This is a genomic window from Staphylococcus equorum (assembly GCF_029531845.1).
In the GTDB taxonomy this organism is placed as follows: domain Bacteria; phylum Bacillota; class Bacilli; order Staphylococcales; family Staphylococcaceae; genus Staphylococcus; species Staphylococcus equorum_C.
The window spans coordinates 16,200-35,009 of the sequence record NZ_JAMBPV010000011.1; the positions used below are offsets into that span (position 1 = coordinate 16,200).

Here is an 18,810-nt window from a genome sequence, read left to right on the forward strand (position 1 = left end):
GAGAACATGTGAGCGATATTATTACAGGCATATTTAATCAAATAACTGTTCTATAACAGTTGCTATTAAAATTAAAGATATTCACTTACATTGAGTTGAATAATAAATGAACAAACTTAATAGGGAGAAGGTAAATAAAAAGCCAGCTAATACCTAAAGATTATAGGGATTAGCTAGCTTTTAAAAGTTAGATATACAATAGAAGATTTTGATTTTTATTATTAAAAAACGATATATGAGAATAGAGTAACAGCGAGTAGTACACGCTGTTTTTACTATTAATTAAATACGATTGTTTTATTTCCTTTTGTAACAATTACTTTGTGTTGTACATGATATTCGACAGCTTGTGCTAATACACTTGATTCAACATGACGCCCGATTTTTCTTAAGTCTTGCACATTATAACGATGATTGATACGTGTCACATCTTGGTCAATGATAGGACCTTCATCTAAATCAGAAGTTACATAGTGACTCGTAGCTCCGACAAGTTTCACGCCGCGTTCCCAGGCTTGTTTATAAGGATTTGCTCCAATAAATGAAGGTAAGAAGGAATGGTGAATATTGATGATTTGATTTGGATATTGATTCACGAAATGATCACTTAGAATTTGCATGTATTTTGCTAATACAATGAGTTCAATTTCGTGTTTAGCACAAATATCTAAAATGTTTTTTTCAACTAAATCTTTAGCATCATTGCTAGGTACATAATAAAAAGGGATGTTAAATGTTTCTGCAAAATGTCTATTATTTTCGTGGTTACTGACAACACATGCAATTTCTGCAGGTATTTCTCCACGTTTAACTCTCACTAAAACTTCATTAAAAGCATGGTCTTCTTTTGAAACAAATAATGCAATTTTAGTTTTGTGACTGTTATCAAATAAGTTAAATTCAATATCATTTTCACTTAGTGTTTTCTCTAAAGCCCCTTTTACTAAAGGCACTTTATTAAATTCAAATCTTAAATATAATTTCCCATCGGCATCTTGTGCATGTTCATATTCAGTAAAATGATCTAAATGTAAAATATTAGAATCATATTGTGAAATGATATTTGTGATTAATGATGTAATGCCAACTTTGTCCGAACATGTTGCTAGTAATATGTATTTATCTTCCATTTTAAGCACCTCTAATTTTGAAAAGTAACCCAGAGTATAATGAAAATTCTGAAAAAAGTAAACGATTATAGCTCAATTTAATAACTTTTAAATTTTTTTAATCTTTTTCTATGCGTAAAGGGGAAAAGTAGGCTATAATGATTAATAGTGTTTTTATCTTAAAAGAGTAATAAGTAATTTAAGAAAATGACACTTTTCACAAAAATAATACGCTTACAATCAAAATGTTTTTTGTTTGTAACTTATTTATAAGATATAAGATTGATTATTTTGATAATTGCGCCAATGATAAAAAACAATGAAAATTTCATTTCACTCTTTTATTTTCTTGAAAATTGTATTAAGATGTAATTTGTGTTTCAAGAAGCGTGTATTATTGCAATTTCTTGTGTCCGGATAAAATATTCTTTTATGAAAGGTAGATTAAAGTAATGGATAGACAGCATTTCACAGATTTAATTCAAACAAAATTTAAAATGGTACGTATTGAAGCAGGTTATACGCAAGATACGATGGCCCAAACTATAGGTCTTTCAAAAAAGACATTAGTTCAAATAGAGAAAGAGAGAGTATTACCTAACTGGACTACATGTGTATCAATTTGTGCATTATTCAGAGATTCAGATGTTTTAAATAGTACTTTTGGTTGTGACCCATTAGAAATGGTACAAACGATTTCTCGTAATCATTGTGCATACCCAAACCATTCTACAACAAGTGACATATATTGGAATACTATCGATAGTCGCAATGGATTCATCTTACAAAGTAATAAAGTAAGTGATATCTATCGTGTGCTAAATAACGAAACGCAACCGATATTTGGAACGTCTAAATTAAGAGAAGCTGAAACATACTTCGGCAGAATATCAAAAGAAGAATTAATGCACGTATAATATTAATTCATTTTGTGATAGGAGAATCATTATTTATATAATTGGGTGACATGGGACTTTAAATTGTATATGAATGATTTAGTCACTTTACTCTACTTGACCTAAACAAAGTTTTAGGTCTTTTTTATTTGATTGTTTTGTCATTTTGTTTTAGTTACTTATGGTAGTCAAGATAAAGTAAGTAACTAAATATGAAAAACAAGATATTTTTACTACACATTTTTATAGTAAGTATTATACAATGTAAAAATGACTGTAATTTAAAATAGTCTTTCAATAAAACAGAAATAAATTATAGAATTTAAAGGAGAAATCATCTATGCATACTTTTTTAATAATTGTATTTATGATGGTGATTGGAGCATTAATAGGTGGAGTAACAAATATTTTAGCAGTTAGAATGCTATTTCATCCATTTAAAACCTATTATATTTTTAATAAACGTGTGCCCTTTACACCTGGATTAATACCAAAACGTAGAAAAGAAGTCGCTGATAAGATTGGCCAAGTTGTTGAAGAACACTTATTAACAGAAAGTTTAATCCAATCAAAATTAAATGCGCCATCTTCAAGACAAGCCATTGAAGAAGTATTACTTAAACAAATTCAAAAATTAAAACAAGAACACATGACATTGCAATATTTCGCTGATAAGTTAGATTTAGATGTTGCGCAGTTAGCAAATGAAAAAATAGACTTAGTGATTTCAAATAAATTAGATGCATTTTACCAAGATAATCAAACTACACCTATCAAACATATTATTCCTGAAGAGATAGAAGCTAGCATTGATAGTAAAATAGATTTAGTTCCTGATTTATTGTTTGAAAGAGCAGGCGTGTACCTCAGTTCAGAAAAAGGTGCAGCTGATATTGCTTCTATGTTGGAGACTTTCTTCAACGAAAAGGGTAAAATAGTCGGCTTATTACAAATGTTTATGACTAAAGAAAGTATTGCTGATCGAATTCAACATGAACTCATTCGTTTAACTAAACACCCTAAAGCGAAAGCAATTGCAAAACAGGTCATTGATAATGAATATGAGACTATGAAATCTAAAAATTTAAATGAACTTGTTAGTGAAAGTCAGTACAAGTCATTTAAAACTTCTGTAACTGAGTTAGCTATTGGTTATTTAGATGTCGATAAAGTATCAAAACAATCGTTTAATATTTTAATGCCAAGCTTTATTCATTTTTTAGAAAGCAAAGTTTCTCAAAAATTAACAGATGTTATTATAGAGAATGTATCTAAACATATTTCTCCAATTATGAAAAAAATTAATTTAAGACAAATGGTTGAAGAACAAATTAATACATTTGATTTAGCTTATATAGAAAGATTAATTATTGATGTTGCAAATAAAGAATTGAAATTAATTATGCTTTTAGGCTTTTTATTAGGGGGCATAATAGGGCTATTACAAGGCGTAATTGCAATTTTTGTATAACATATTAAATTATGTTATTGTAATACCGATGTGGTTTTCACACATATACAAAAAAGGAGTGAAGCATAGTGGCAGTAAATTTACACGATCATGCAAATCAATTAGAACAAGCTTTAAGAGAAAGTGATGAATACCAAGCTATTCAAAAAGCTTATGCAAATGTTAAAGAAAATAAAGAGTCAAAAGAATTATTTGACGAATTCCGTGAAACTCAATTAGAATTCCAACAAAAACAAATGCAAGGTGAAGAAATCGGTGAAGAAGAGCTACAAAAAGCACAAGAACAAGCTCAAAAAATCGAAAATGATTCAAACATTTCAGAATTAATGGCTGCAGAACAAAACATGAGCCAAATATTCCAAGAAATCAACCAAATCATTGTTAAACCTTTAGACGAAATCTACGCTGACTAATACTATTTAATCAGACTTTTGATTTCTAGCTACAATACATTTTATGTATTGTAGCTTTTTTTGTTTTATCGACTGCAACTTAGACAATGTGGTAAAATATAGAGATACAAGGTATTCGCATGCACGCATCTTAAAATTTGAATGAGCGAACAATTCATTTATAGATGGTCTTGCATGTATCATCTTAAATAAACCTTTAGATAAAGGAGAACTGTACTGTATGGTGAAATTTATTCATTGTGCTGACTTGCATTTAGATAGCCCATTTAAGTCAAGAAGCTATTTAAGTCAGTCGATATTTGAAGATATGCAAAAAAGTGCGTACGAAAGCTTTAAAAAAATAGTGGATTTAGCATTGAATGAAGAAATAGATTTTATGATTGTTTCTGGTGATTTATTTGACCAACAGAACCGGACGTTACGTGCAGAAGTGTTTTTGAAAGAACAATTTGAACGCTTATCTAAAGAACAAATATTCGTCTATATTTGTCATGGCAATCATGATCCTTTATCATCGAGTATTGGTACAGAATGGCCTGATAATGTTTCGGTATTCTCAGAAAATGTAGAAACTTACCAAACAATCACTAAAAATGGAGAAGAAATCTATCTTCATGGTTTTAGTTATCAGAATGATGCTAGTTACGAAAATAAACTAGATGCTTATCCTTCAAGCCAAGGGCAAAAAGGAATCCATATTGGAATACTTCATGGTACATATAGTAAATCTAGTGCCAAAGACCGTTATACCGAATTTAGATTAGAAGATTTAAATAATAAGCTGTATCATTATTGGGCCTTAGGTCATATTCATGAACGTCAGCAATTAAGTGATATGCCTCAAATTCACTATCCAGGTAATATACAAGGCCGACACTTTAAAGAATTAGGTGAAAAAGGTTGTTTACTAGTGGAAGGCGACGATTTAAATCTTAAAGCTAAATTCGTACCTACACAATTTATTCGTTTTGAAAAAGCAACACTTGAAACAGATAAAACTTCTAAGCAAGGTCTTTTTGAAGCAATTCAAACTTTTAAAACACAAGTGAGAAAAAATGGTAAATCAATTTATCAATTAAAGGTTATTGTTAATTCGGATCAATTGATACCTGAGCAAGACGTCTTACAAGTTCATGAAATGATTAGTGATTATGAAGAAAATGAACATAATTTTGTATTTATTGAAAATTTAACGATTAACAATAAATATGAAGACCCCAATACATTAGTAAAAGAGTTTTCACCTGAATTAATCGATGACAACACTCTGTATGATAAAGCTATGAACGATTTATATTTAAATCCTAAAGCTTCCAAATATCTAGAAAATTATAGTGATTTTGATCGACGTGATTTAATAGAACATGCCGAAGAATTATTAAAGTCAGATATGAGGGAGGAATAACATGAAAATTAAATCGTTAGAGATATATGGCTATGGCAGATTTATACAAAGAACAATCGAATTTGATGAAACTTTTACTGAAATATATGGTGAAAACGAAACTGGAAAATCTACGATTCAAGCTTTTATTCACTCCATTCTATTTGGTTTTCCGACTAAGAAAGAGAATGAGCCTCGATTAGAACCACGACTAGGTAATCAATATGGCGGTAAATTAACTTTAATTCAAGATGATGGTTCATTAGTTGATGTAGAGCGTATAAAGGGCAGTGCAGTAGGTGATGTGAAAGTTTATTTACCTAATGGCACAATCAAAGATGAAAATTGGTTAAAAAAAGAATTGAATTTTATTTCTAAACGTACATACCAAGGTATTTTTTCTTTTGATGTACTTGGGCTACAAGATATTCATAAAAATATGGATGAAACACAATTACAAAATTATTTATTACAAGCGGGTGCATTAGGTTCTACAGAATTTACTAGCATGCGTGGCATTTTAAATGAGAAAAAAGAAATGTTATATAAGAAAAATGGACGTAATCCAATTATTAATCAGCAATTAGAACAATTGAAAGACTTAGAGGGTCAAATTAGAGCAGAAGAATCGAAGTTAACTACTTACAAAAGACTTGTGGATGATAAAGATAAATCAGAACGTAGGTTAGATAATATAAAACAAAATTTATCTCAATTATCTAAAATGCATGACGACAAACAAAAAGAACTGGCTTTACATGAACATACACAAGAGTGGAAAACATTAGAATCGCAACTTAATATTGAGCCGGTACTTTTCCCAGAACAAGGTATTGATCGTTACGAATCTGCGAAAATTCAAACGCAAAACCTTAAAAGAGATTTGGGCTTGAGAGAAGAAAAGTTAGCACATCTTAAATCAGAAAACGAAAAAATTAATATCCCAAAACAAAGTGATATAGATGCTTTCAATCACTTACACCAACAAGAGAATGAAATCAAACAAAAAGAATATGAACTTAAGTCGATTGAAAAAGATATCCAAGATAAAGAACGCGAAAAGACGGGTCTGAAATCTAATATTGGTTGGCATGATGTTCATCATCAAGCTGACAGTTCAGAAGCAATGAAAAGTTTTGTAAGTAATCAAATTAAAAATAAACAAGAACAGACTGCATTTGTCCAACAACTTGAACGTAATATCGAAGAGAATAAAATTGATCAAGAGACCAATGCTACAGAAATTGATGCTTTAAAAACAGATATTGTGCCTGAAGAAAATTTTGAAAAGAAAAAACAATATAATAAACAAGTATTCGAACTTCAAGAAAAGAATAACCTTTACCAAAAAATGAAAGAAGCTTTTGATAAAGATCAACGAGAAAACGAGAAGAAACAAAACTTATTACGTATATGCTTAATTATATTAGCAGTAATAAGTATAGGGCTAACAATTTTCTCATTCGTATCTGCGAACATACTCTTTGGCATTGTATTTGCGATAATGTCAGTTATATTTATCATAGGCGTTTTCTTTGTAAAATCTAAGGAAATAGGTCATAGTGAAACTTTCTCAAATGAAATTGATAACTTGCAACGACAAATTACGCATTTAGAAGATAATTATGATCTCGACTTTGACTTGGATGATCAGTACCGAGTGCGAGAACAGTTGCATAGCACGGTTAAGACAAAAGAAGCACTTGATAAAAAGGCAGAGTATCTAGCAATGAGTCTAGAACAAGCTCAAAAACAATACCAAGAAGCACAAGACAGTATTCATAAAGTTAAAACAGATTTACATTTATCTGATAAAATGTCAGATGAACTTATTATTGATAGTATAGGCACAATGAATAAGATTAAAGACCATGATAAACATATTGATGAACTTAATGAGCAAGCTCGACAACTACGTGAAGCATTAGAAGCATTTTATGCGCATGCTAAAGAAATAACAAATAATCAATTTACGTATTTTAATGATTTATCATTATTCCATGACATTAGACAATGGCTTAAAGAAGAAACGAGTAATCTTGAAAAATGGAATAGAAACGATGAACAAATCAAATTGATTGAGAGTGAAGTATCACAACTCCGCAGTCGATTAAACGAGAATAATAATGTGATTACACAGTTATTTGGTTATGTTAATGCTTCAGATGAAGAATCTTATTACCAACATCATGTGCAATATCAAAATTATCAACATCAAATGACAAGGTTTAATGATTTATCGAAATATCTAGAAAATCAAAATTATAATTATGATTTAAGCTCAAGGTTAAGTGAAAAGACTTATGCGCAACTAACGCATGAAGATGAAGTTTTAGCACGACAAGTAGACGAATATAATGATCAATATTTAGAAATGCAGTCAGAAGTTAGTGACTTGAACGCAAAAATAACTGATATGGAAACAGACAAGACTTTAGCAGATTTAAGACATAGATTCCATATTCTTAAAAATAAAGTGAATGATGAAGCAAAAGATTGGGCAAGTCTGAGTTACTTACAGTCTTTAGTAGAAGGTCATATTGCACAAATTAAAGATAAACGTTTACCAGAAGTGATAAACGAAGCAACTGATATATTTACGCATTTAACAAATGGTCATTACGTACAAGTGACTTATGCTAATGATGAATTAATGGTGAAACAGCAAAATGGCCAAATGTATGAGCCAGTAGAACTTAGTCAGTCTACTAAAGAAATCCTTTATATTTCATTACGTTTGAGTTTAATCAAAACGTTAAAACCATACTATCCATTCCCAATTATCATTGATGATGCATTTGTGCATTTTGATAAACAACGCAAGGAATTAATGATGAATTATTTAAGACAAATGCCGAAAGACTATCAAATTTTATTCTTTACATGTGTGAAAGATACTAGTGTGCCTTCAAAACAAATCATTACTTTGAATAAATTCGAGGAAGGCGGTAAATAATGAGAAACGTAGAAAATTTAAAGCCTGGAGATTCTGTAGATCACTTTTTCCTAATTCATAAAGCAATACAAGGTGTGACAGCTCAAGGTAAAGATTATATGACTCTACATTTGCAAGATAAAAGTGGGGATATAGAGTGTAAATTATGGACAGTTACTAAAGAAGATATGAAAATATTAGAGCCTGAACAAATTGTCCATGTTACCGGCGATGTTATCAATTATCGTGGTAGAAAACAGATGAAAATCAATAAAATACAATTAGCTAAACCAGAAGATAATATGAAAACACAAGATTTTGTTGATGGTGCGCCTTTAACACCAGATGAAATTCAAGAAGAAGTTTCACATTATATGCTAGATATTGAAAATGCTACTTTACAGCGCATCACTAGACATTTAATTCGTAAGCATCAAGAAGCATTTTTCACATTTCCAGCTGCGAGTACACATCACCATAACTTTTCTAGTGGTTTAAGCTATCATGTATTAACGATGTTGCGTGTTGCTAAATCTATATGCGATATTTATCCATTACTTAACCGTAGTTTATTATATAGCTCAATTATTTTACATGATTTAGGCAAAGTAAGAGAATTAAGTGGACCAGTTGCTACATCGTACACAGTAGAAGGTAATTTACTTGGTCATATCTCCATTGCGAGTGATGAAGTTGCAGAAGCGGCAAGAGAATTGAATCTTGATGGGGAAGAAGTACTTTTATTGCGTCATATGATTTTAGCACATCATGGTAAGATGGAATATGGTTCTCCTAAGTTACCACATATGAAAGAAGCGGAAATATTATTCTTTATTGATAATATCGACGCCAAAATGAATATGTTTGAAAAAGCATATAAGAAGACAGATAAAGGTCAATTTACTGAGCGTATTTTTGGTCTAGATGGCAGACAGTTTTATAATCCAACGTCACTAGACTAATCACGTTATTATTTATATAAGAGGATAGTTTGGAAATTGAATAGCTCATCCTCAAATTAAAAAGACCAAGCCATCAGAAAAACTGATGGCTTGGTCTTTTCTATTATATAAAATATAAAAAAGGTTGATAGAATCTCTTTTGAAATCTATCAACCTTTTTAAAAAAATTGTTAGCTATCTCAGAGATACTGTGATGGCTTTTTATTGTCCAGTAGACATTCCAGCGCCGCCTTGTTGCATAGCTTGTTGTTGTTGCTGCTGTTGTTGTTGTTGTTTTATTTTTTCTGGGTTTAAGATTGAATCTTCAATAGCTTTTTTGATATCTCTATCTTTATAGTCTACATTATATTCATCTAATAATTCTTTGTATGAATCCGTTAATAATTTAGGCTCTTTTTGTACTTTAGATTGTAGTAATTGAGATTTAAGTTTACCTTTTTCTTTATCAAAGTCATCTTCCTTATCTGCTTTAATAATGTGATAACCATAATCTGTTTTCACTACTTTAGAAATTTCTCCTTCTTTAAGTTTAAAGAGGGCTTTTTCAAATTTATCTTCCATTTGGCCTTTCATAACATAGCCTAAGCTACCGTCTTTTTTAGCTGATGATTTATCTGCGGATTCTTCTTTTGCGATTTCACCAAATTTTTCTGGATCTTTATCGACTTGTTTTTTGATTTTTTCTGCTTTTGCTTTTGCATCTTTATCTGATAAACCTTCTTTATCATCTTCATTTTCTTTTACTTTAATTAAGATATGAGAACCTTTTTTAGTGTTTTCTTTGATTTCTTTATCTGAAACATCGACTTTGTCATTAAGTAATTCTTTTTGGTAAGCTTGTGTTTTCTTCTGTTCTTTATAGTCACTTATAGACATTTTTTGTTGTTTTAACATACTTTCAAATTGTTCTTTACCGCCATATTGTTTTTGTTCTTTTTCAACTTCTTTGTCAATGTCTTTTGTATTAACTTCGTCTTTATATTTATCTGCTAGTAATTTGTTTAATAAGATTGAGAATGAACTGTTGGCAATTTGTTCATCGCCCATTTTGCTCATGACATCTTCTACTTTAACGTCTCCAGCTTTTGATGAAATAATCGTATCATCTTTTGAATCTGTTGCACTACTACCGCAAGCACTTAATAACAATGCGCTTGCCGTAACCGGAAGTATAACTTTTTTAAATGTTTTCATGGTTGGAAACTCCTTTTGTAATAATAACAACGTAAATATAACATATTATGCTGTGTTCACCAATAAGAAACCTTGTTTCTAGGACTATAGTATTAGTAAATTTATAAAAAAATAGATTATTAAAATTAATTTGAATAAAAAACAAAAAAGCGTTATAGAAATCAAATTTAGAATTTGATTTCTATAACGCTCCACAAGACTTACTAAAAAAGATTGCAAAATTTGAAGCTCTTGTATAAGAATTAAGTATATTTAGATATCATATAGTTACTATGCAATATCAAAATATACATTTTAGCATGCTATATGTATGCCAAGACACTTAGCATTATAGTTCATATTTAGTGTCAACTTTGTTTAAAATATTAATCCCAGTTTGATGTTCTTCTATATATGAACCTTCATTTGAAAATAGTATTATTTTTAAATAAAGAAAATCCATTACTGAATAACCCATATTTAATGCAAGAATAAACATAAAGTAATGACCAAATTGAGGGAACTGTATGCTAGCATATGCACAGATGCTCGTAATGATAATTACAGGTGTAATTAAATCAAAACAAAAGTAATATTTGTTTACAGGTGTATTCACATACGTATTATAAAAAGGGACGGATTTATGTCGCACTAATTTATATTTTTTGAAAGATTTATAATAAGGAAACAAAAATATTAAATGAATTGCTTTATGAATAGGGTATAAGATTACCACTAATACTAAAAATACTAAAAAATATTGATCCGTTAGTTTCGTATTGGAAAAGAAGTACAAAATTTCATAGGCAATTAAGAATGTAATGATTGTTGTGACTAAACTTAGAAATGCAATTCTAGGTAAGCCGAAACGTGCATTAATATCAATTTGGCGTGTACATAGATACATAACTAAATCATGCTCCTTTACTTAATAAATAACAGCACTTATATACTTTCGTATTATCTATCCTAATAGGAAAAAGGTCAAGATAATTTTAAATATGAAATAGGGTATTTATAAAAGAAGAAAAGAACGATTAATTCAACACTTTTATAAGATCTTTCATTATATAAAAAGCGCTGTAAACCTTATTATGGACAATGCTTAGGTTTACAGCGCTATGTTTAGGTTTGTTAGGTGTTTTAAAACAATCAATTTAATAACTGTAGGTTATTTATCTTTTTCAAAAGTTTTACTGATTTCTTCGCCACGATTTTGTAAATTCTCGATATGAGACTGTAATTTTTCAATGTTAGGATTGATATCAGATTTGAAGTCACCAATCATTGTTTTTACTTCATCACCAATCGTACTACCAAATTCTGTACTCTCAGATTTGATTTGAGATATATAATTCGTTATATCATTTATACTTTGCTTAATGGTATTAATTTCTCTATCAACTTCTGATTCAGCGCCGGCAGGTCTTCTTGTTTGTGCATTAAATTGGTTAGAATCTCTTTTATCGCGATTCATCAAAGCAAAGCCAAGACCAGTTGCAACGCCAGCACTAAGACCTAATAATATTTGAGCTGTTTTCATAAAAATTCTCCTCATTTCTAAATAATATCGCATTCTTTAATATGTTTTATATACCCCATATGAGATAAGATAAGCATATTTATTCGAATTGAGCCGCTATTTCTTGTGCAATTGTAGCTTTTTGGTCATCATCAATCGTATCTTCATGCGTTTCCCATTTATAGCCAAAGCCATCGACATCATTTTCATATCTTGGTAAAAAGTGGAAATGAAGATGAAAGACAGATTGATCGGCAAATTCACCATTATTCTGTATAATATTTAATCCATCAGGGTTGAATGCTTTTTTAATCGCATTTGCTACTTTAGGTAATGCTGCACCAATATGTTTCATCGTTTCACTATCTGTTTCGAAAATATTAGCTGATGCTTTTTTAGGAACTAATAATGTGTGACCTTTTGTAACTTGAGAAATGTCTAAAAATGCGTAAACATAATCATCTTCGTATACTTTGTAACTAGGTATGTCACCATCTATAATTTTACTAAAGATTGTTTCTGACATGAATCTTCACTCCTTGTAAGATTGTTACTGACTATTATAGCATTAGTATATTATTTCCGTCATTTTTCGCAGTAAATTTATGCCTATAGACTGATTTTTGATACAATATAATTTGTGGAGGTGCCATATGACAGTAAAAATAGAACATTTAACAGGTGGGTATGGTAAACGACCTGTAATTAAAAATATAAATTTTGAATTGGCCCAAGGTGAAATTGTTGGGCTTATTGGTTTAAACGGAGCAGGTAAAAGTACGACAATCAAGCACATGCTTGGTTTACTGACACCTATGGAAGGTGAAATGACAATTTCTGATATTAATATAAAACAAGATGTTGAAACTTATAGAAGGAAATTATCCTATATTCCAGAATCTCCAGTTATCTATGAAGAGCTAACATTGCAAGAACATATTTATATGACAGCTATGGCTTATAATATTAGTAAAGAAGCTGCAATGGAAAAAGCACAACCTTTATTAAAAACATTTCGTTTAGAAGATAAATTGGATATATTTCCAAGCCATTTTTCTAAAGGTATGAAGCAAAAAGTAATGATTATTTGTGCTTTTATTGTAGATCCAGAATTATACATTATTGATGAACCGTTTCTTGGATTAGATCCTCTAGGCATTCAATCAATGTTAGATTTAATGGTCGAGAAAAAAGACGAAGGTCGTACTGTATTAATGAGTACACATATTTTAGCAACTGCAGAAAGATATTGCGATAGATTCTTAATTATGGATGAGGGTCAAATTGTAGCATTCGGAAACTTAGATGAACTAAGAGCACAAACAGGATTAGAAGGTAAAACATTGGATGAAATATATATACATGTCACACAAGGTGGCCAACAAACATGAACCAAAATGCGAAACAATTATTTAGTACAAGAAAACAAGAGATAAGCAAAGAAAAACAATACTATAATAAATTCATATTTAATGGGCATTTCTCTGTATTTCTTGTAATTATGTTTGGTGCCTTTCTTGTAGGCTATGGTGATTGGCTACAATCTATACCAAAGCATTTTAATTACGCTTTGGTTGCTAGTATCGTCGTAGCGTTAACATCTATGTTTCCAATTAGAACGTTGCTTAAAGATGCAGATAGACTTTTTCTATTACCATTTGAAAAACACATGTCGGAATATATGAAACATAGTTTGGTTTATAGTTACTTTTCTCGAATAGGGTTTCAAGTATTAATACTAATTGTGTTATTCCCATTGTTTTTTGTAATTAATAATCAAACGTTTGGTTTTTATATTTTGTTTGCTGTATTAGCACTTATTTTTCCATTATTAGGGTTATTATTAAAATGGCAATGGTACAAGTACCGATTAGAAGGTTGGTCTCTTTATGTATTACTCTTTATTATTTTCACCTCGGGATATTACTTAGCATTAGAGCCGAAACAATTATCAAGTCTCACATCTATTTTTGTTCTCGTGGGTATAACGATGTTGATCCGTTATCAAAATAAGACACATTTATATCCTTGGGAAAAAATGATTAAATCAGAGCACCAACATCACATGAATTATTATAAATTCGTTAATATGTTTACGGATGTGAAACATCTTAAAGAAACAGCGGTAAGAAGAAGTTATCTAGATCCATTGCTAATTACGCCTAAGCGTAAAAGGTTTAATTCAAATTATATGTATCTTTATCTTTTTATAAGAAGTTTTGTACGTGGTAAAGATGCTTTTAATATCATTTTAAGATTAGTAGTACTTGCGCTAGTTTTAATGTTTTGGTTAGAACAACCCATTATTATGTTAATTATCGGTAGTTTGTTTATGTACATTATCTTATTACAAATGGCACAATTTTATACACAACAAGCCTACGGTTTGTGGCCACAAGTATGGCCAGTTACTGAATCAAAAGTAATAAAAGGATACGAACAATTCTTATATAGATTAATGCTGATTGTAGGAGCGTTATTTATTATCGTTTATGCTTTTGTATTTCCACTTTATAGTTACTTTGGTTTGTTATTCTTCCTTGTAGGTTGGCTAACAATTATAAATGTAATTAAAAAACTTAAATATCAAGAAACATTGTTAAGAGATTAAAAAAGTCGTTTCTCGATGCGCTAGATAGTTTATCTAGCGCATAAGAAACGACTTTTTATTTTAATAATTGTAATTTTCAATATTAATTGTCATCAATCGGGAATAAATGTCTTTCAAAATAGCTCGAATGTTGACGACTTGAGCCAAAGAATTGGCTTAACGCTAGTTTATCAAAGTTGTCTTTGAATATAGGCGAAGCTCTAAAATCTTCATAAGCATTTCTACTTTCGAAGCCAAAGTAAATCTTATATGTTAAACCTTGTTCTGGCTTTAAGAAACGATAACTTCTATAACCAGCAAATTGATTGAAATCAGTAGAAAAACCTTCCAATTTTTTTTCTAATTGGTAAGCATGATCTTCTGAAGTCGGAATAAATAGTACTGAATAAAAGTTATTCTCATCTAAATCACCATCAGCCTTTAGAACTTCATAAACTAAAGGTTGTTTTAAAACGGATTGATCATCTGTTTCTTCAATGATTACTGAAGAGTCAGAAGCTGAAAATTGTAATAAGTTATGACCAGGGTTATTAAGTCTGATTTGATTCAAATAACCAAAAGTACCATAAGATGCATAAATTTTCATAAGATTTCCCCCTTGCTTTGTTTAAGAAAGTGCGTATAACTATTATACTGTACTATAGATATATCTATTTTATCAAATAAATATAAAAATAGTCTTTGATAACATTATAATAGATTTCTAATAGAAAACAATAGTCAAATGATTAAGATGATAAAAGTAGACTGTTTGTCTTTTTTATGACATTTTAACACAATGAAATACGGGATATATAACAGTATGGTATTATAGATAAGAATGATTATAATGTAGGAGGATTCAAGGTGCATAATAAAAATAATACAATCCTAGATATGATAAATGGTGAGGCGGTAAACCACACACCAGTATGGTTTATGCGTCAAGCTGGTAGATCACAGCCTGAATATAGAAAGTTGAAAGAGAAGTATTCCTTATTTGAAATTACACATCAACCTGAGTTATGTGCTTATGTTACACATTTACCAGTTGATAATTATAATACTGATGCAGCAGTGCTATATAAAGATATTATGACACCACTTCAGCCGATAGGGGTAGATGTCGAGATTAAATCTGGTATAGGTCCAGTAATTCATAATCCTATAAAAAATATACACGACGTTGAAAAGTTAGGGAAGATTGATCCTAAGCGTGATGTACCTTATGTTTTAGACACAATTAAAATATTGACTGAAGAAAAATTAAATGTGCCATTGATCGGTTTTACAGGAGCGCCATTCACATTAGCGAGTTATATGATTGAAGGTGGACCTTCAAAGAATTATAATTTTACTAAGGCAATGATGTATAGTGACGAAACAACTTGGTTTGCACTTATGGATCATTTAGTAGATATGTCCATCACGTATACATCTGCTCAAGTTGAGGCTGGAGCAGAGATAATTCAAGTGTTCGATTCTTGGGCTGGGGCATTAAATGTAAAAGACTATCGATATTATATTAAACCAGCAATGGAGAAACTTATTAATGGTATAAAAGCGAAGCATGATGTACCTGTAATATTATTTGGTGTAGGTGCGAGTCATTTAGCACATGAATGGAATTCATTACCTATCGATGTATTAGGTTTAGATTGGAGACTTTCTATCAAAGAAGCTGGAGATTTGAATATCACTAGAACCTTACAAGGCAATTTAGACCCTTCATTGTTATTAGCACCATGGGACGTTATTGAAGAAAGACTAAAACCAATATTAGATCAAGGTATGGAACATGGACAGCACATTTTCAACCTTGGGCATGGCGTCTTCCCAGAAGTTAAACCAGAGACACTTAAACGTATAACAACATTTGTTCATGATTATACTAAGAGATAGTAGACATAAACACACGTCATCAAGAGTAACAATTTATTATGTCATATACATCTAAAATTTATTATACAAAAGGATGATTTTAAAATGACAAAAACAATAGGCTTATTAGTTATGGCATATGGGACGCCATATCAAGAAAGTGATATTGAGGCTTATTACACAGATATTAGACATGGAAAAAAACCTACAGAAGCAGAACTACAAGATTTAAAAGATAGATACAAACATATCGGTGGGTTATCACCATTAGCTAATACAACAAATCGTCAAGCTGAAACACTATGTGATGCACTAAACGAGGCGTACAGTGATGTTGAATTTAAATTATACATTGGTTTAAAACACATACATCCGTTTATAGAAGATGCAGTCCAATCGATGCATGATGAAGGTATCAAAGAAGCTGTGACAGTAGTATTAGCTCCACATTATTCTAGTTTCTCAGTAGGTTCATATAATACAAGAGCTCAAAAAGAAGCGGATAAATATGGCATAACATTTAAACATGTAGAACATTATTATCAACAACCTAAATTCATTCAATATTGGACAGAAAAAGTGAATGAATCATTATCGGCAATTCCAGAAGAAGAACACGATGAGACAGTGTTAATTGTATCAGCGCATAGCCTACCAAAAGGACTTATTGAGCAAAACAATGATCCATATCCAAATGAGTTGCATCATACGGCACAATTATTAGAAGAACATTCTAATATTAGCCACGTAGCTGAAGGATGGCAATCTGAAGGCAATACTGGTACACCGTGGTTAGGGCCTGACGTTCAAGATTTAACTAGAGCGTTATATAAAGAACATGGATTTAAAAATTTCATTTACACTCCTGTTGGTTTCGTATGTGAACATTTAGAAGTGTTATATGATAACGATTATGAATGTAAAGTAATCTGCGATGAATTAGGGGTTAACTATTACCGCCCGTCAATGCCTGATACGGATTCATTATTTATTGGAGCAATCGTTGATGAAATCAAAAATGTTTATTAAAGGAAGCGTGAACTATTTTGACTAAAAGTATTGCGATTATTGGTGCTGGTATTACAGGTTTATCAAGTGCATATTTTATTAAAAAACAACGACCTGACATTGATGTCACTATATATGAAGCATCTAATAGAACTGGTGGTAAAATTCAAACATATAGAACTGAAGGTTACACCATCGAACTTGGGCCAGAATCCTATTTAGGGCGCAAACAGATAATGACAGATATTGCTAAAAAGATTGGTTTAGAAAATGATCTTATTACAAACCAAACGGGGCAGTCTTATATATATGCTAAAAATAAATTATTCCCCATACCAGGCGGATCAATTTTAGGTGTACCAACTGATATTAAACCATTTTTAAAGACAAAATTAATTTCTCCTACAGGTAAATTAACAGCTGGGTTAGATTTATTTAAGAAATCGATAGAAATGAAGCGTGATATTTCAGTAGGTTCATTTTTCCGTCAACGCTTAGGGGATGAAATGTTAGAAAACTTAATAGAACCTCTAATGGGTGGCATTTACGGTACGAATATAGATGACTTGAGTTTGATGAGTACTTTTCCAGAATTCAAACATAGAGAAGAACAATTTGGTAGCTTAATTAAAGGTATGCGATATGAAAAAGAACAGCGACAGAAACAACGTCAACTATACCCAGGTGCGCCAAAAGGTCAATTCAAGCAATTCAGACATGGTTTGAGTTCATTTATAGAGGCTTTAACAAAATATGTATTAAATCAAGGTGTCAAAATAGAATTTAACACGCCTATTCAAGATATCACCGTTGCTCAAAAATCTTATGAAATCGTCACAGCCGAAACGAAAATTGAATATGATGGTGCCTTAGTTACTACGCCACACCAAACATTTATGCAATGGTTTGGCAATGATCCGTGCTTTGACTATTTCAATACAATGGATTCTACAACTGTTGCAACAGTTGTATTAGCTTTTGATGAGGAAAATATTGAAAATACATATGACGGCACTGGATTTGTCATTGCGCGTACAAGTGAGACGAGTATCACTGCATGTACATGGACAAGTAAAAAATGGCCATTTACAACGCCAGAAGGTAAAGTTCTTATTCGTGCATACGTAGGTAAACCTAATGACACGGTCGTGGACGATCACACAGATGAGGAAATTGTAAATATTGTTAAAAAAGATTTGAGTCAAATGATGACATTTAAAGGTGCACCAGATTTTAGCATCGTGAATAGATTACCTAAAAGTATGCCACAGTATCATGTAGGCCATATAGATCGAATTAAAGAAGTACAAGCACATATTAGAACAAGTTATCCAAGACTACGTATTACTGGTGCTTCATTTGAAGCAGTAGGGTTACCTGACTGTATTCAACAAGGCAAAAATGCTGTAGAAGAATTAATAGCTGAACTATAATAGAAAGTTTAAAAAGTCGTTTTTCGATATAAT

Annotated in this window: 17 protein-coding genes; 11 read left to right on the top strand and 6 right to left on the bottom strand. The window is 30.8% G+C overall.

Annotated elements, in window-relative coordinates:
• Window positions 1-278: 278 nt before the first annotated feature.
• Window positions 279-1,130: a formyltetrahydrofolate deformylase gene (gene purU / locus M4L39_RS11830; protein ID WP_277582195.1), complete on the bottom strand. Its 852-nt coding sequence runs from the start codon at window positions 1,128-1,130 to the stop codon at window positions 279-281.
• A 431-nt stretch (window positions 1,131-1,561) separates the two neighbouring features.
• On the opposite strand from purU, the gene xdrA reads away from it, so the two are divergent.
• The 6 genes from xdrA to yhaM all read left to right on the top strand — a co-directional run bounded on the left by xdrA (window position 1,562) and on the right by yhaM (window position 9,170).
• On the top strand, window positions 1,562-2,026 hold the full coding sequence (xdrA, locus tag M4L39_RS11835) for an XRE family transcriptional regulator XdrA (protein ID WP_277582196.1): 465 nt from the start codon (window positions 1,562-1,564) through the stop codon (window positions 2,024-2,026).
• A gap of 319 nt (window positions 2,027-2,345) precedes the next feature.
• Window positions 2,346-3,476 (top strand): DUF445 domain-containing protein, encoded by a 1,131-nt coding sequence (locus tag M4L39_RS11840; protein ID WP_277582197.1) that lies wholly within the window; start codon window positions 2,346-2,348, stop codon window positions 3,474-3,476.
• Between the two features lie 68 nt (window positions 3,477-3,544).
• Window positions 3,545-3,889: a YlbF/YmcA family competence regulator gene (locus tag M4L39_RS11845; RefSeq protein WP_002507247.1), complete on the top strand. Its 345-nt coding sequence runs from the start codon at window positions 3,545-3,547 to the stop codon at window positions 3,887-3,889.
• A gap of 220 nt (window positions 3,890-4,109) precedes the next feature.
• Window positions 4,110-5,294, top strand: coding sequence for a metallophosphoesterase family protein (locus M4L39_RS11850; RefSeq protein WP_277582198.1), 1,185 nt, complete (start codon window positions 4,110-4,112; stop codon window positions 5,292-5,294).
• A gap of 1 nt (window position 5,295) precedes the next feature.
• Window positions 5,296-8,229 (top strand): ATP-binding protein, encoded by a 2,934-nt coding sequence (locus M4L39_RS11855; protein WP_277582199.1) that lies wholly within the window; start codon window positions 5,296-5,298, stop codon window positions 8,227-8,229.
• On the top strand, window positions 8,229-9,170 hold the full coding sequence (gene yhaM, locus M4L39_RS11860; protein WP_277582200.1) for a 3'-5' exoribonuclease YhaM: 942 nt from the start codon (window positions 8,229-8,231) through the stop codon (window positions 9,168-9,170). The genes M4L39_RS11855 and yhaM overlap by 1 nt, the downstream gene beginning before the upstream one ends.
• 201 nt (window positions 9,171-9,371) lie before the next feature.
• On the opposite strand, the gene prsA is transcribed toward yhaM, so the two are convergent.
• From prsA to M4L39_RS11880, 4 genes are all read right to left on the bottom strand, one after another.
• The gene (gene prsA, locus M4L39_RS11865) at window positions 9,372-10,364 is read right to left on the bottom strand and encodes a peptidylprolyl isomerase PrsA (protein WP_277582201.1); all 993 of its coding nucleotides are present in this window, start codon (window positions 10,362-10,364) and stop codon (window positions 9,372-9,374) included.
• Between the two features lie 328 nt (window positions 10,365-10,692).
• On the bottom strand, window positions 10,693-11,250 hold the full coding sequence (locus tag M4L39_RS11870) for a DUF3267 domain-containing protein (RefSeq protein WP_277582202.1): 558 nt from the start codon (window positions 11,248-11,250) through the stop codon (window positions 10,693-10,695).
• 264 nt (window positions 11,251-11,514) lie between these two features.
• Complete coding sequence (locus tag M4L39_RS11875) at window positions 11,515-11,886, bottom strand: YtxH domain-containing protein (protein ID WP_277582203.1); 372 nt, start codon at window positions 11,884-11,886, stop codon at window positions 11,515-11,517.
• Window positions 11,887-11,965: 79 nt separating this feature from the next.
• Window positions 11,966-12,391 carry an HIT family protein gene (locus M4L39_RS11880; protein WP_277582204.1) on the bottom strand — a complete coding sequence of 142 codons (426 nt, stop codon included), beginning with the start codon at window positions 12,389-12,391 and terminating at the stop codon, window positions 11,966-11,968.
• Between the two features lie 127 nt (window positions 12,392-12,518).
• Between M4L39_RS11880 and ecsA the strand changes: the two genes are divergently transcribed.
• Entirely contained in the window at window positions 12,519-13,256 is a 738-nt protein-coding gene (ecsA, locus tag M4L39_RS11885) for an ABC transporter ATP-binding protein EcsA (RefSeq protein WP_277582205.1), read from the top strand.
• Window positions 13,253-14,476 (top strand): ABC transporter permease EcsB, encoded by a 1,224-nt coding sequence (gene ecsB, locus M4L39_RS11890; protein ID WP_277582206.1) that lies wholly within the window; start codon window positions 13,253-13,255, stop codon window positions 14,474-14,476. Before ecsA ends, ecsB begins: the two co-directional genes overlap by 4 nt.
• 82 nt (window positions 14,477-14,558) lie before the next feature.
• On the opposite strand, the gene M4L39_RS11895 is transcribed toward ecsB, so the two are convergent.
• Entirely contained in the window at window positions 14,559-15,062 is a 504-nt protein-coding gene (locus M4L39_RS11895) for an antibiotic biosynthesis monooxygenase (protein WP_277582207.1), read from the bottom strand.
• Between the two features lie 260 nt (window positions 15,063-15,322).
• On the opposite strand from M4L39_RS11895, the gene hemE reads away from it, so the two are divergent.
• The 3 genes from hemE (at window position 15,323) to hemY (ending at window position 18,777) form a co-directional block, all read left to right on the top strand.
• Window positions 15,323-16,357, top strand: coding sequence for a uroporphyrinogen decarboxylase (gene hemE / locus M4L39_RS11900; RefSeq protein WP_277582208.1), 1,035 nt, complete (start codon window positions 15,323-15,325; stop codon window positions 16,355-16,357).
• An 84-nt stretch (window positions 16,358-16,441) separates the two neighbouring features.
• Window positions 16,442-17,365 (top strand): ferrochelatase, encoded by a 924-nt coding sequence (gene hemH, locus M4L39_RS11905; protein ID WP_277582209.1) that lies wholly within the window; start codon window positions 16,442-16,444, stop codon window positions 17,363-17,365.
• Between the two features lie 17 nt (window positions 17,366-17,382).
• A complete protein-coding gene (gene hemY / locus M4L39_RS11910) occupies window positions 17,383-18,777 on the top strand; it encodes a protoporphyrinogen oxidase (protein ID WP_277582210.1) in 1,395 nt (464 codons plus the stop codon).
• The last annotated feature ends 33 nt before the right edge of the window (window positions 18,778-18,810 follow it).